The following is a 13260-nucleotide window of genomic DNA, read 5'->3' as shown; positions in this document are numbered from 1 at the left end:
CCCTGGTCAGACGGTCCGCCGCGGCCGCGGTCAGGCGAGCACCCGGCGAGTCTGCTCGACGTCGGCGTTGATCTGCGCGACCAGTGGCTCGATGCCGTCATAACCGCGCATCTCCCGCAGGTACGCCACGAAGTCCAGGGCGAGCCGTTCCCCGTAGAGATCGCCCGAGAAGTCCAGTACGTATGCCTCGACCCGGCGCTCCCGCCCGGAGAACGTGGGATTCGTGCCGATCGACACGGCCGCCGGTAGCCGCTCGGCGCGCTGTCCCGCCCGGCCGCCCCGCCGGATCAGCCACGCCGCGTAGATGCCGTCCGCCGGCACCGCCGCGTACCGGTGGCAGAGCAGGTTGGCGGTTGGGAAGCCGATCTCCCGCCCCCGCTGGTCACCCCGGACCACCACGCCCTCCACCCGATGCGGCCGGCCCAGCGCCGTGGCGGCAGCGGTCACGTCACCGGCCGCGACACAGGCCCGGATGTAGGTGGACGAGAAGACCGTGTCGGCGTCGGCGACCAGTGGCGCCCCCTCCACGCCGAAGCCGAAGGTCCGGCCCAACCGCTCCAGCAGCGCCACGTCGCCGGCCGCCCGGTGGCCGAACCGGAAGTTCTCCCCCACCACCACCAGGGCGGCGTGCAACTGCTCGACAAGCACGTCGTGCACGAACGCCTCCGGCGACAGCCGGGAGAAGTCGGGGGTGAACGGGACCACGCAGAGTACGTCCACCCCGAGCGCCTCGATCAGCTCCGCCTTGCGGGCCTGTTCGGTCAGTACCGCCGGGTGGGACCCGGCCCGGACCACCTCGGCCGGATGCGGGTCGAAGGTGACCACGACCGACTGCACGCCCATGTCCCGGGCACGCTTCACGGCGTGCCCGATGATCGCCTGGTGTCCCCGGTGTACCCCGTCGAAGACCCCGATGGTCACCACCGACCGGCCCCAGCCCATCGGCGCCCCGTGGTACCCCCGCCACCGCTGCATCCCTGGTCCCTTCATCCTTCCGTGCGCCTGCCCGGCTCGGTCGCTCGTTCAGGCCGGGGCGAGCACGATCTCCGCCCGGGCTCGGCCGTCCCGGTCGCTGACGATAGCGATCAGGCCGCCCGCCGGATCGAAGACGGCGTACGGCCCGGTGATGCCGGCCGGGTCGAGCGGGCCGCCGTGCGAGAGCACCTTCGCCTCGTCGGCGCTGGCCTGCCGCTGCGGAAAGAACCGCCGGGCGGCCGCCTCGACGGTCAGGTTGACCACGTCCGGGGCACGTTCCTCCAGCTCCGGCAGGGTCGCCGCCTCGGCCAGGGTGAAGCCGCCCACGGCGGTACGCCGCAGCGCCGTCAGGTGTCCGCCGACCCCGAGCGCGGCGCCGAGGTCCCGGGCCAGCGCCCGGATGTACGTCCCGGAGGAGCACTCCACCGCCACGTCCACGTCCAACACGGCCAGCCCGTCGACGGTGTTGCGACGAGAGCCGAGCACGTCGAGGCGGAAGACCGTGACCCGACGCGCGGCCAACTCGACCGCCTCGCCGTCGCGTACCCGCTTGTAGGCGCGCTGTCCGTCGACCTTGATCGCGCTGACCGCGCTCGGCACCTGGTCGATCTCACCGGTCAGCGGCAGCACGGCGGCGCGTACCGCCTCCTCGGTGACCCCGGCGGCGTCGGCGGTGCCGACCACCTCGCCCTCGGCGTCGTCGGTCACCGTCGACTGGCCGAGCCGGATCGTCGCGGTGTAGCTCTTACCGGCCCCGATCACGTAGGTCAGCAGCCGGGTCGCCCGGCCCACCCCGATCACCAGTACTCCGGTCGCCATCGGATCCAGCGTGCCGCCGTGCCCGACCCGACGGGTCCGGGCCAGCCTCCGGATCCGGGCCACCACGTCGTGCGACGTCATGCCGCCGGGCTTGTCGACCACGATCAGACCGTCACCGCTCACGGGATACCAGCGTGCCAGATCCCGGTGACGCGACCGGCAGGGCGCCCGCACCAGGGCCGCCGGGAATCGGGCCACCGCGCGCACCACCACGCCGGAAAGGCACTCTTCGTTATGCTGAGCGTCACGGGCAGGTCGACCGCAGGGGTGAGGCGATGAGTGCCGAGCCGGTGTACGAACGGTTCCGCCCGCCGCCCGGTGGCTTCACCGCCGATGATCTCGACCGGATTCCCGGCCTTCCCTCGCACGCCGAGTTCATCGACGGATGCCTCGTCTTCGTCAGCCCGCAGAAGCTCTTCCACATGAAGGTGCTCCGGCTGCTGGAGCAGGCGCTGGCCGTCGCCGCGCCGACGGACCGGTTCCGGGTCCGGCGGGAGATGTCGGTGGTGCTCGGCCCGCAGCAGCGCCCCGAGCCGGACCTGATCGTGGTGCACGCCGATGCCGACGTCGACAACGACCAGACCTGGTATCCGGCGGACGCGGTGGTGCTCGCGGTGGAGGTGGTCTCGCCCGACTCCGTGCTGCGCGACCGGGAACGCAAGCCGCAGATCTACGCCCAGGTGGGCATCCCGCACTTCTGGCGGGTCGAGGAGAGTTCCGGGCAACCCACCGTCTACGTCCACGCCCTGGGGACGACGTCCCGCACCTACCGGCCAACCGGCATCTTCCACGGCCGGCTGAAGCTCGCCGAGCCCTTCGATCTGGACATCGGCCTCACCGGGTTCGACCGGCTCTGACGTCCTGGCCGTTCCGGCGGGGTCCAACAGGGCCGTTCCGGCGGGGTCGCACCTGCCCGGCGGGTCACCCGCCCGGGGCCAGGCCGAGGGCGCCGATCGCGGCGGGCAGGGTGGCCGCGGTGACGAGCGGGCGTACGCCGTCGGGTTCGCGGAGCACGATCTCGCAGGTGGCGGCCGTGAAGTGCACGGCCACGGGCTGGCCGGCGTGGTGTCGGGCGAGTCGGCGCAGCAGCGGCACCGGGTCGGCCACCTCGATCGGGTTCGGACACTGCGGCACCGGGATCGGGTCGACCGGATCGTCGGGGACGGTGCCGGCGATGGCGAGTCCGAGATAGTCGAGGCAGAAGGCGATCGCCGCCTCCGGAGTGGACCGGATCGGCCGGTCGGCCGGGGTGACCGGCCCGCTGGCGGGGCCGACGTTCACCTCCCAGCGTTCGCCCTGCACCAGCCGGAGGTCTCCGGTGTTGCGGACGTGGTCGACGACGGTGACCGTGAGCGTCAGGTGCAGTCCGAGGGCGAGCCGGACCAGGTCGGCCAGGGACGGTACGTCGGGGCGACGGGCCAGCACGAATAGCCGGGCGCCGGGCCGGCCCCGGGCGGCTGTGGTCAGGTGTGCGGTCAGCGGGTCGTCCCCGGGCCGGTGCAGGGTGACGGTGCCGTGCCGCAGGTCGTGATCGAGGTCGCCGCCGCCGTCGAGTTCGGTCAGGTCGTCGGGGCGTACCCCGAAGGTGGCCGCCCACTCCGCCAGCCGGAACCGCCCGGGGAGCTGGTGCAGCGGCTTGCCGCCGGGCTGGGTGGCGACGTGCGGGGCGGCTACCCGGCGCCCGGTCCGCCAGCTCCGCTCCCCACCCGGCACGGTGTCCGGGGCGATGTGCCAGCCGAGTTCACCGGTCTGCCAGCCGGTCGGGTCGGCCTGCCAGGTGAGGTGGACGACCCGACAGGTCAGGTCGGTGATCGTGACGGTCACGGTCTGGTGCAGCCGGCGGCTGCCCCGGCAGGTGTGGCAGCGCAGCGCCGACGGGCTGCGGCCGGTGCCGGCGCAGGCCGGGCAGTCGGGTTCGGCGACCCCGGCGCCGAGTCGGCAGTGGCAGCGCCGCAGGTTGCTGTCCGGGTCGCAGTCGGGGCATTCGGCGTACGGGAGAGGCTCGCCCTGCCACGACGGGGCCGGCGGCTGCCAGCCGCGCCGCAGCAGCACCCTGCGCCGCTGGTGGATCTGCCCGGTCGACGATTCGCTGAGATTGTCCGTGGTGTCGGTGACCCGCAGGCTGGTGTGGCGCCACCGGCCGTCGCGCCAGATCGCCTGCGCACCGGCGGTCGGTTCGCCGGTCCGCAGGTCGACGCAGTCGGCGAGGATCCGGCGTTCGAGCTGGTCGAGGTCGATGCTGGCGGGGCCGGCCGGGGGCAGGTCGGGGCAGCTCAACCGGTACGCCGGGACGCTGCGACCGCGTTCCTCCAGCCCGTAGAGGGCGTCCAGCTCGCTGGTGCCGGTGATCGCGCTCGGCAGGTCGTCGGCGTGGCCGCGCCCCTCGGCGGGGACGGGGCTGTCGGGCACCTCGTAGCGCAGGTGCCAGCTCAGTCCGGTGCCGTTACGGTCCCGACGGGTTTCGATCACCAGGTCTAGGCAGAGCAGGTCGGCGAGGCGGCAGCGCCGGGCCAGCTCGGCGGCCGGATCTCGGGGAGGTTCACTCGTCGTCCTGCCGAGGTAGAGCCACCACGGGTCGTACGACTGCGCGGCGATCGCCTCCGCCTCTAGCAGTTCCCGGTCCGCCGGGGGCAGGTCCGGGCGCCAGCGCGACGGCAGCAGGACCACCGGCTCCTCCGGCGGGCCGGGCCGGCGTATCTCGGTCCAGGACTTGGCCCCGACGCGGGCGGCCAGTTCGTGTAGCAGCGGGGCGAGCGGCAGGCACCAGGTCCGGTGGTCGGCCGGCCAGCGCTGCGGTTCCACCACCCCGGGTACGACGTTCACCGAGGCGAGGGTGCCGGTGTCCAGATTCGCCATGGTGAGGACGAACTGGGCGCGACGGCGGCCGGTCTGCCGGCAGATGTGGCACGGCCGGCCGACGGTGCCGACCCCGTCGCATTCCAGGCAGTCGTGGTAGGGCTCCCCGGGCGTTCGATCCTCCTCGCTGACCAGCAGCCGGTCTCCGTAGTAGGTGCAGCGGCACGGGACGAGGGTGAAACTCATGCCGTCGCACTCGCGGCAGGGCAGCACCGGCGGCCCGGCCGGAACCGGCCCGGTCACCCGGCCGGCTCCGACACCCGCAAGGCTGCCGGGTCGGTGCCGTCCGCCTCCGGATCGTCCGGGGTCACGACGGCCGCGCACGGGGTCTGGTGTTCGGCGCGCAGGGCGCACCGCCGGCCGCCGCCGAGCAGCCGGTCGCAGAAGAGCCGGGACTGCACGATCTGGTCGTCCTCGGCCGAGACGGTCGCCTCGGCCACGTCGACCTGCGGCAACCGGGCGAGGGTCCGGGCCGCCGTCCGGGCGAGGATGCGGGCGGTCGCCGGGGTCGGCGCGGCGAAGGGCACGTGTACGACGTACCGCTCGGTCATCAGCGCCCCGCCAGTTCGTGGGCGGTCGGCGCCGGCCGGGCCTGCCAGCGCCGCATGGCGTCCTTGATCCGGGCGTTCTGCTTCCGGACGCCCGCCAACTCGGTGTACGCCCGCGCCAGGTCACCGGCGACCTGGTCTAGGAACTGGGCGACCTCGTCCGGGTCGACTCCGCGCCGCCGCCCGAAGCCGACCGGGGTGAACCGACGGGTCCGCACCTGGGACGGCATCAGCGGCCGGTACGTCCCCGACCGGTACGCCGGCCCGAGCCGCCGCAGCGGCTGCCGGTCTATCCGGAACACCAACCAGCGCAGAGATCGCACCGCCTTCACCAACCTTCCCGACGTCGGAGCAGGACATGGACGGTGACCTCGGCCCGACCGGAGGTACGCCGGCCAGGCATGGGCACTTCGACTCGAAGCTCAGCTTGCCGCTGTACTTGCCTTAGGTCAAGTCCCTCGGGCAGGTTGTCTGTGATCAACCTGCCGATGGTCAAGGACCGCGAAACCTACCGTCGTGAGCGTGGCAAAACTCCGGCTCATGGGCACGCACGAGATTCGCGTGCGCCTGGGCGGGATTTCGAAGCAGCGCGTCTACGAGCTGACACAGCGTCGGAGTTTCCCGGAGCCGGTGGCCGAGTTGCGGCAGGGACGCGTATGGCTGGCCGAGGACGTCGAGCGCTGGATCGCAGAACACCGTCCAGAGCTGGACGAATAGCCGGCAGCCCGCCAACACCGACACGCCGACCAGAAGGCGGCATAGCTCGATGCCGGGTCAGGCGGCTGATGGAGTGCTGCGGGGGTAACGAGACCGTGATCCATACACTTGTACCACCTGGGCGAGCCGCACCGGATCACGGCTAGGTGAGGATGGCGCGGGGTCGGCCCGCCGGCACGGCGCCCCATTCTTCCGGTACCCGCACCAAGGAGCCCTCTCGGAAGGATCGTTCATGCTGCACGTCACGACATCTGGGTCTGCCGCACCGCGCATCACTCACCGGGGGGGACATCCTGGCCTTCGCTCTCAGCGTCGTGCGCGTGCCGGCGGCCCGACACGCCCGACCACCTTCCCCTGAACCGGCCACCACGCCCGCAAGGACCAGCATCAACGCAGCGACCGGGTCCGACCCGTACTGCACCACTTCCAGGCGTACGGCGTGGTGGCTGGCAGCGGTAGTGCACGCGACTGCCGTCAGGTATTATCGAACAAGCGTTCTAATCGCCTAGGAGTGCCGGCCGCCCGGTAGCTGTGCGGACTCGCGGCAGGTTATAGCAGTGTGCAATGCTTGACGCAACCTGTCGGCGCCGATTTGCTGACGGCACGGAGGCGAAGCCGAGGAGCGGGGTGATGAGGGTGCTGAAGGCAGACGACGTGGCTTCCGTGATCATCGCGCGATCGGGGCCGTGGCTGGATGCCATGAGCCTCCAGAAGCTGCTCTACTACGTACAGGCTTGGCATCTGGCCATCACGAACGAACCCCTGTTCGAGGAGCGCATAAAGGCATGGAAGGACGGCCCGGTCGTCCCCCAGGTGTGGCATGCCCGCAGAGGTCGAGAAACACGCAGGGCGATCGACCAGCAGGTCGACGGCATCGCGCTTGACGACCAAACATCGGATCTAATCAATATTGTCCTTATGACGTATGGATCGATGTCTGGCGATGAGTTAAGCGCATTGACACACGCGGAAGCCCCGTGGCGGGAGGCGCGAGGCGATCTTCCTCCAGAAGCTCAATGCTCGACGGAAGTCAGCCATCAGTCCATGGCGCAGTTCTACCGAGCCCACCGCAGGCTAGGCGGCAGGACGGCGTCAGACCTTGCCGCGGTCGGCATCTACCTTGGTTCTCCGGCGGCTACAGGTCCCGTCGACGTTGATGAGATACTCGGATCGCTCGGAGAAGAGTTCTCAGATCCAGGAGACAACCCGTGGGGAAGCTCGAATCTGGATTCCGGGCACCAGTACAGTGCTGATGGGATCCGAAGGGAGCGCCGCCGGGCTCATGCCGGCGCCTGATCTGTGAGTAGCGGCGAGGAGATTCAACGACACCTGGTGGTCTTCGACTGCAACGTGTACCTCGACGTTGCTCGCATTATCGGACAACCGTTCACGTGGAGCGACTTCGACGCTGCCGCCGCACGACTGGCGAGAATCACGATTCCACACCCGAAAGATGGGGCGCAGGATTCGCTGAGGGCCTTGGCCGCGTGTACGTCTGGGCGTTTTGCCGGTGACGAAGCGCTTGAAGTCTGGACGTCGAGCCACATCGACACCATCGTTAGAGGAAAGGCTAGCCAGCCCGTAAAGCCGGATCCGAGGACCGGCTACCACGGGATGGGCTGGAGCCCTGAGGATGCTCAAGAGTTGGTTGATGAGTTGATCTACGGACTCGTTGAGAAGTCGGGAGGCGGTAGCGTGGGAGACCTCTTCCCCGACGGCAACCCTCCGCTTGATCACGAGGACGGCATGGTTTTTGGCGTTTGTCGACAACTTGCTGCCGAGGATCCTTTGGCTCGTGTCTACTGTGTGACTCGCGATCGCGGATTCCTTGATGCCTATACGTCTGGAGGCTTGAGTCGACACAGCTACGTGCTACCACCGGCCAAGTTCATCGCGCTCACAAGAGCAGCACGCATGCGGCATTCGGCGAATCGGATATCCCGGCAGCGGAATTGACAAGAGCACCTGCACTCTCATCGACATGATCGGAAACCGGTTGCGGCACCGCCGCCCGCGACCGACTTCCGATCGCACGGGTCGGCTGGTACCCCCGGAGGTCGGCTGGTACCCCCGGACGGTTCTCGCCGGTCGATCAGTAGTGCGTCGTCGGACGCATGGACGTGAGCGAGCCTTAAGCCGCAGGTCAAGCCGCTTTCGTACCTCACATCGCTGCTACGCATCCGACAGTCCTCGCCGCAAGCCGAGGACAGAGCGGTCAGAGCCGAGTTCGGATAGTTCAGTGAGCTGATCTCAGTGACTTTGGGATAGGTATTTGTATCTGAAATGGGTCAGGTGCAGGGCGGCGGCGACGATGTCGCCGATCCGGCGCGGGCTGACGGCGGTGTGGCGTAGCGTTCTCCAGTGGCTGATAAGGAACCACCGCCGCTTACACTCCGGCCGTTGCGATCCCGACCAACGCGGTTCCCCGTTCCCCGGCGGGAGAAACCCGATCGAGGCGACGGCGGCGTGCCACGGCCCGGACGGACACGGTGCCGGCCGACGCCCGACAGACCACCACCGCAGCACCAGTCAGTAGGTGTTGTTCGCCGTGATCAGCCGCACCTCACCCGCCGGCAGGGCCGGGCACACCGCGGCACCCTTGTACGTCGCGCCGGCCGGGGTGATCAGCCACGCCGGCAGGTTGGCGGTGCTGCCGACGAGATAGGTGCCGAGGTCGTTGTTGGCGAACCGGACGTGGTACGACGCGCACTCGTCAGAGGCCTCGTTCACCTCCTCCCGGTAGTGGACCATCGACGGCGAGGAGCGGAGGAACCCGTTGGCGCCGAAGACGTTCTGCTCGAACGTGTTGAAGTTGCTGCCGTCGCGCACCTTGATCGGCTCGCTGCTCACCCCGGTCACCCGGTTGCCCACGAACCGGTTGCGGGAACTCTTGTGGGTCACGTAGATGGCGTGGATATAGCTGTTCTCGGAGTTCCGCAGGTCCACGAAGTGGTTGTTTTCGATGCGGTTGTCGGATGACTCGGTGAGCACGATTCCGCCGTAGCCGCACCGCAGGAAGTCGGGGTTGTCGCACGAGCCGCCGGTGTAGGCGTTGCCGATCTTCGTGAGGAGCATCCCGAAGACGGTGTTTCCGTCAAGTCCGCGCGCCGAGGGCAGGCCCGGCGCCGACGAGCGCTGGTAGCCGCCGCCGCACGACCCCGCCGAGCCGTCCAGCGACATGGCCGAGCTGGCGTAGTACTCCACCTGCAGGTAGTAGAACCGCAACCCGGACGTCCCGCCCTCCGCGAGTGGCTGGCCGGGGTTGCCGGGACAGGCATAGAACCACGGTCCGGTGATGTACCGGCCCGATCCGCTGGCTCGTCGGTTCTGGAACACCGGCCGCGCCGCGATGCCCCCGATGCCCTCGCCGTACTCGTAGTCGTCCGGCATGAACGAAATTGTGTGGCCCGGACGGTAGGTCTGCCAGACGATGCCCTGGGCCACGTACGTGCCGGCGTGGATGCGCACCTCGACGTCCATGTCGAGCGGACCGGCGGCGACGAGCTGCTGCACCCGCGCCAGGCTGCGGACCGCGGTGGCGGGCGTCGCGCCGTCCCGGGCGTCGTCGCCGGCCGCGTTCAGATAGATGGTCTGGACGCCCTGGGCAGAGCTGGCCTGGACGTCCTCGGCAGCGGCGGGCGACGTGCACACCACCACCGTCGACAGCCCGAGCACCATCACCGCGAACAGATGCCTGAGACTTCTCACGGACGCTCCCCCCGTACCCGGACCCGTCGACCGCCTGGAGGCACCGACGGAGATCGATTTCTCGCACCGTCATGATGTCACGCGCACCTCGCGACGGTCACCCGTACGACGCGCCCCGACCGATGCCCGGCCGCAGCCATCCCGGCTTTGTCAAGCTTTTGTGGGGCGTTGTGGGGAAGACGCTGAGATTCGTGGACGAACTGTGGTGGTGGCGGGGCTGCGTCTCGGTGACCGAGGGAACACAATGCGTACATGACCTATGACGGTATGCAGGTGCCTGATCATCTGCTGATCAAGATCGAGCAGCGGGACGATCCCGTCTCGATGATCTCGGAGGACGACGCCCGGCGTCGCTCGCTCGCCTACCCCAAGACCATGTGGGGTGCCCCGATCTTCGGCCTCGCCGAAGAACTGGATGCCGGCCGGTGGCGGATCATCCGGCTCGACGCCGAAGAGCCACAGTACGCCCGGGACAGCCTCGCCCACCACCTCCGCAAGCGGCACAGTGAAACACCGGACACCCCCGAGCACGCGACCGAGCGGGCCGAGTGCGAGACCGCGTACGAACTGCTCGACTGGGAACCCGTCAACGACCTCACCGTCAACGGCCGCCGATACCGGATAATCCGCGCCCAACCGTTCATCCGGATGGGGCCGGACGGGCCCGAGCCACCCCGACCCACCGACCCCGACCCGTACCCGCCCGGCGAAGCGGAGAAAGCTCCGTCCCAGGTGGACGGGTTCGTCATCGACCCGACCGCCGGCACCGGACTCACCGACGGCATCGTCCGGATGGAGATGACCTCCGCCTTCCATCGCGCGGAAACCGTCCCCGAGGAGGTCCGCGCCGACTCCTACCGGGCCATGGACACCCACCCCAACGTGGTGCTGCTCCCGGTCGGTTTCACCATCGGCGGGTACGTCGACGGCAGTTGGCGACCCAAGTCGTTCGACGCCTACCCGACCCCACAGGCCGCCCGGGACGCCTGCTCTTTCTCCATCGTGCGACCCCGGATGGACGAGAGCACCGGGATCGAGGAGTTCATGGCGGCGTGCGAGCGCGCCCGCGCGGCACACCAGCCGCCGCGTACCGACGACTTCGAGATCAACGGCGTGCGGTGCCGGGTCACCCGGATCGAAACCTTCGTCCGGGTCGGCCCCGACGGACCGGAAGGGCCGCGCCCCTCCGACCACGACTCCCAACCACCACCGGCCCGACACGTCGCCGACCTCCGCGCCCAGGGCCTGATGCCCGACCCCGACTGACCGCCCGTGTCGGGCGTACCGCATGGCCACACCCGGACGCCCGACACGACTGTCAGCTCAGGCCCGAAACGTCCTCAACACCACGACCGGATGTCGAGAACAACCGGGACACTCTGCGTGACGACACCGTCCGCAGCCCACAGTTTCGGGACGTACCGGCCGAGCGGTGCGCCGTTCAGCCGGAAGGCGGCCCAGATCTGCACGCGGTGGCCGTCTCCGGAGCCGGGCTGGGCGACCAGCGGGCTGTAAACCTCGGTGCCGGCGGGCATACCGGTGTAGCTGGCGGTGATCGGCACCGACCACGTCCCGTCGAGGACCACGAAGAAATACAGCGTACGTGGGTCGTCGGGGGTGGCACAGAGCCGCTGCCCCACGTCGACGAGCGTCCAACTCGGTGGGGTGCCGGTGGTGGTCGGAGCAGGCGCTGCCGAGGCCGCCGCGCCTCCGACAAGGGCGATCATCATCGTCGCCACCGCTGTGGCGGCGATCCGCAGGACTGTACGGGAGCGTTTCATCACCAGCTCGTACCCTTTCGTCCGGGTGGCGCGGGAGCGCCACTCACCGGCGAGCCTGCCAAACGGATTTCAGACGGCTTTGAGACAGCGCGCGAGCCGTCGGCGCCGCACGGCGGACAGCGGACAGCGGGCGGCGACGCGCGCCGGCACCACAGGTGCGCGACTACCCGCAGTCGATCGGTCCCCACCGCTCCTCGGGCCGCTTCGCCTTACGGTTCGCCAGGGACCGACCCATCCGTGCCTCCGAACTCGACGTTGGCCCAGACGTGGTACGGGTGGGCGTCTGGCAGGCTACCTGCACCTGTCACCTATCACAGTTCTCGGTCAGTGGCATGTTCCGGTATCAGTGGGCATGTTTCGGTAGGAGCCGCCGACGGCCGTACTCACCGGGTGGCGCCGAGTACGGCCCAGCGGCCGGAGCGCATCCGGAGCAGCAGTCCGACCAGCCGGGCCACGATGAACAGGGTGAGCCCGGCCCAGATGCCGCCGAGACCGAGATCCAGGGCGTAGGCGAGCCAGATCGCCGGCAGGAAGACGCCGAAGCCACTGAGCACGGTCAGGTTGCGCAGGAAGCGGATGTCACCGGCGCCGATCAACACCCCGTCGAGCGCGAAGACGACGCCGGCAAGCGGCTGCATCGCGACGAACCACGGCCAGGCGACCATCGCCTGCTCGCGTACCTGTGGATTGTCGCTGAACCAGCTTGGCACCACCCCGGCACCGGCCCCGATGACGATCGCGAAGGCGACGCCGCAGAGGCCGCCGTAGATCGCGATCCGCCGGCCCAGCAGCCGGGCGCTCGCCCTGTCGCCGCCGCCGAGCGCCGCCCCGACCAGCGCCTGGGCGGCGATGGCCAGCGCGTCGAGCAGCAGCGCGGTGAAGAACCAGAGTTGCAGGGCGATCTGGTGCGCGCCGACGGCCGCCACCCCGAACCGGGCCGCCACGGTGGTCGCGGAGAGGAAGCTGGCCTGGAAGGCGGCGCCCCGGATCAGCAGGTCCCGGCTGAGCACGAGCTGCCGGCCGATCACCCGGGGCCGGGGCGCCAGCGGCACCCGCTCGGCGACCAGGGCGGCCGCGAAGAGCAGCCCGGAGAGGGTCTGCGCCACCGCGTTCGCGATCGCCGAGCCGGCCAGGCCGAGGCCGGCCGGATAGACCAGCAGCGGGCAGAGCAGCGCGGAGAGCAGGTTCGGCCCGAGCACGAACCAGAGCGGCCGTCGGGTGTCCTGCACGCCGCGCATCCAGCCGTTGCCGGCCGCCGCGAGCAGCAGACCGGGGGCGCCGATCGCCGCGATCCGCAGCCAGTGTGCCGCGCCGTCGGCCACCTCGGGGGATCCGGTTCCGGCGACGGTACGCGCCAGCGGACCCGCCGCGAACTGCATGGCGACCGTCAGCAGCAGGCCGGCGCCGAGGGCGAGCCAGGACGACTGGACGCCCTCGGCGACGGCGGCGGCCCGGTCGCCGTACCCGAACCGGCGGGCCGCCCGCCCGGTGGTGCCGTACGCGGTGACGGTGCCGATCCAGACGACCAGGGTCATCACCGGGCCACCGACGGCGAGCGCCGCCAGCGGCACCGCGCCGAGGTGCCCGAGCACGGCGGTGTCGACCAGCACGTAGAGCGGCTCGGCGGCCAGCACCAGCACGGCCGGCAGGGCGAGTCCGAGGATCCTCCGCGCGGAGGCGTCGACCGCCCTCGGCGGGGAGGCGGCCCCCGCGGTCGGGATGGTGGGCTGACTCATCGAGAACGATGCTGGCACGACATTCGTAAGGAACGCAAGCAAGGTCATGGCTTACCACTCCGGGCCGGGAGGCACCGTCCTGGACGCGCGCTGTCGAGCTGACCCCCGCCGGTGCGTCCA

General features: G+C 70.1%; 13 protein-coding genes. 5 read left to right on the top strand and 8 right to left on the bottom strand.

Translation table 11 applies throughout. From position 1 onward, the window contains the following. Window positions 1–30: 30 nt before the first annotated feature. Window positions 31–975, bottom strand: coding sequence for a bifunctional riboflavin kinase/FAD synthetase (locus ABNF97_RS17190; protein WP_349339121.1), 945 nt, complete (start codon window positions 973–975; stop codon window positions 31–33). Window positions 976–1023: 48 nt separating this feature from the next. Beyond that, the gene (gene truB, locus ABNF97_RS17185) at window positions 1024–1917 is read right to left on the bottom strand and encodes a tRNA pseudouridine(55) synthase TruB (RefSeq protein ID WP_349339120.1); all 894 of its coding nucleotides are present in this window, start codon (window positions 1915–1917) and stop codon (window positions 1024–1026) included. Between the two features lie 152 nt (window positions 1918–2069). Here truB and ABNF97_RS17180 point away from each other — a divergent pair, with 152 nt between their 5' ends. Beyond that, window positions 2070–2651 (top strand): Uma2 family endonuclease, encoded by a 582-nt coding sequence (locus tag ABNF97_RS17180; protein WP_349339119.1) that lies wholly within the window; start codon window positions 2070–2072, stop codon window positions 2649–2651. A 64-nt stretch (window positions 2652–2715) separates the two neighbouring features. On the opposite strand, the gene ABNF97_RS17175 is transcribed toward ABNF97_RS17180, so the two are convergent. Genes ABNF97_RS17175 through ABNF97_RS17165 form a run of 3 tightly spaced genes read right to left on the bottom strand, consistent with a single transcriptional unit; the run spans window position 2716 to window position 5512 of the window. Further along, window positions 2716–4893, bottom strand: coding sequence for a hypothetical protein (locus ABNF97_RS17175; RefSeq protein ID WP_349339118.1), 2178 nt, complete (start codon window positions 4891–4893; stop codon window positions 2716–2718). Continuing rightward, complete coding sequence (locus tag ABNF97_RS17170; RefSeq protein WP_349339117.1) at window positions 4890–5201, bottom strand: hypothetical protein; 312 nt, start codon at window positions 5199–5201, stop codon at window positions 4890–4892. The genes ABNF97_RS17175 and ABNF97_RS17170 overlap by 4 nt, the downstream gene beginning before the upstream one ends. Then, window positions 5201–5512 (bottom strand): DivIVA domain-containing protein, encoded by a 312-nt coding sequence (locus ABNF97_RS17165; RefSeq protein WP_349339186.1) that lies wholly within the window; start codon window positions 5510–5512, stop codon window positions 5201–5203. The genes ABNF97_RS17170 and ABNF97_RS17165 overlap by 1 nt, the downstream gene beginning before the upstream one ends. A 226-nt stretch (window positions 5513–5738) precedes the next feature. On the opposite strand from ABNF97_RS17165, the gene ABNF97_RS17160 reads away from it, so the two are divergent. The 3 genes from ABNF97_RS17160 (at window position 5739) to ABNF97_RS17150 (ending at window position 7871) form a co-directional block, all read left to right on the top strand. Beyond that, window positions 5739–5915 carry a helix-turn-helix transcriptional regulator gene (locus ABNF97_RS17160; protein ID WP_123560999.1) on the top strand — a complete coding sequence of 59 codons (177 nt, stop codon included), beginning with the start codon at window positions 5739–5741 and terminating at the stop codon, window positions 5913–5915. 630 nt (window positions 5916–6545) lie between these two features. Beyond that, window positions 6546–7211: a Panacea domain-containing protein gene (locus ABNF97_RS17155; RefSeq protein WP_349339116.1), complete on the top strand. Its 666-nt coding sequence runs from the start codon at window positions 6546–6548 to the stop codon at window positions 7209–7211. Window positions 7212–7214: 3 nt separating this feature from the next. Further along, a complete protein-coding gene (locus ABNF97_RS17150; protein ID WP_349339115.1) occupies window positions 7215–7871 on the top strand; it encodes a hypothetical protein in 657 nt (218 codons plus the stop codon). Window positions 7872–8444: 573 nt separating this feature from the next. Here the strand turns inward: ABNF97_RS17150 and ABNF97_RS17145 are convergent. Continuing rightward, window positions 8445–9623: a right-handed parallel beta-helix repeat-containing protein gene (locus ABNF97_RS17145; RefSeq protein WP_349339114.1), complete on the bottom strand. Its 1179-nt coding sequence runs from the start codon at window positions 9621–9623 to the stop codon at window positions 8445–8447. Window positions 9624–9875: 252 nt separating this feature from the next. Here ABNF97_RS17145 and ABNF97_RS17140 point away from each other — a divergent pair, with 252 nt between their 5' ends. Further along, entirely contained in the window at window positions 9876–10889 is a 1014-nt protein-coding gene (locus ABNF97_RS17140; protein ID WP_130464246.1) for a DUF5954 family protein, read from the top strand. Window positions 10890–10963: 74 nt separating this feature from the next. Here the strand turns inward: ABNF97_RS17140 and ABNF97_RS17135 are convergent, their stop codons facing one another. Together ABNF97_RS17135 and ABNF97_RS17130 are read right to left on the bottom strand one after the other, a co-directional pair. Then, window positions 10964–11404: a DUF5980 family protein gene (locus ABNF97_RS17135; RefSeq protein ID WP_130464247.1), complete on the bottom strand. Its 441-nt coding sequence runs from the start codon at window positions 11402–11404 to the stop codon at window positions 10964–10966. A 383-nt stretch (window positions 11405–11787) separates the two neighbouring features. Then, window positions 11788–13140 carry an MATE family efflux transporter gene (locus ABNF97_RS17130; RefSeq protein WP_130464248.1) on the bottom strand — a complete coding sequence of 451 codons (1353 nt, stop codon included), beginning with the start codon at window positions 13138–13140 and terminating at the stop codon, window positions 11788–11790. Window positions 13141–13260: the final 120 nt, after the last annotated feature.

This window comes from Plantactinospora sp. B6F1 (genome assembly GCF_040120695.1).
Taxonomy (GTDB): Bacteria; Actinomycetota; Actinomycetes; order Mycobacteriales; family Micromonosporaceae; genus Plantactinospora.
The sequence above is the reverse complement of the archived record's forward strand: the minus strand, read 5'-3'. Positions and strand labels throughout refer to the sequence as shown.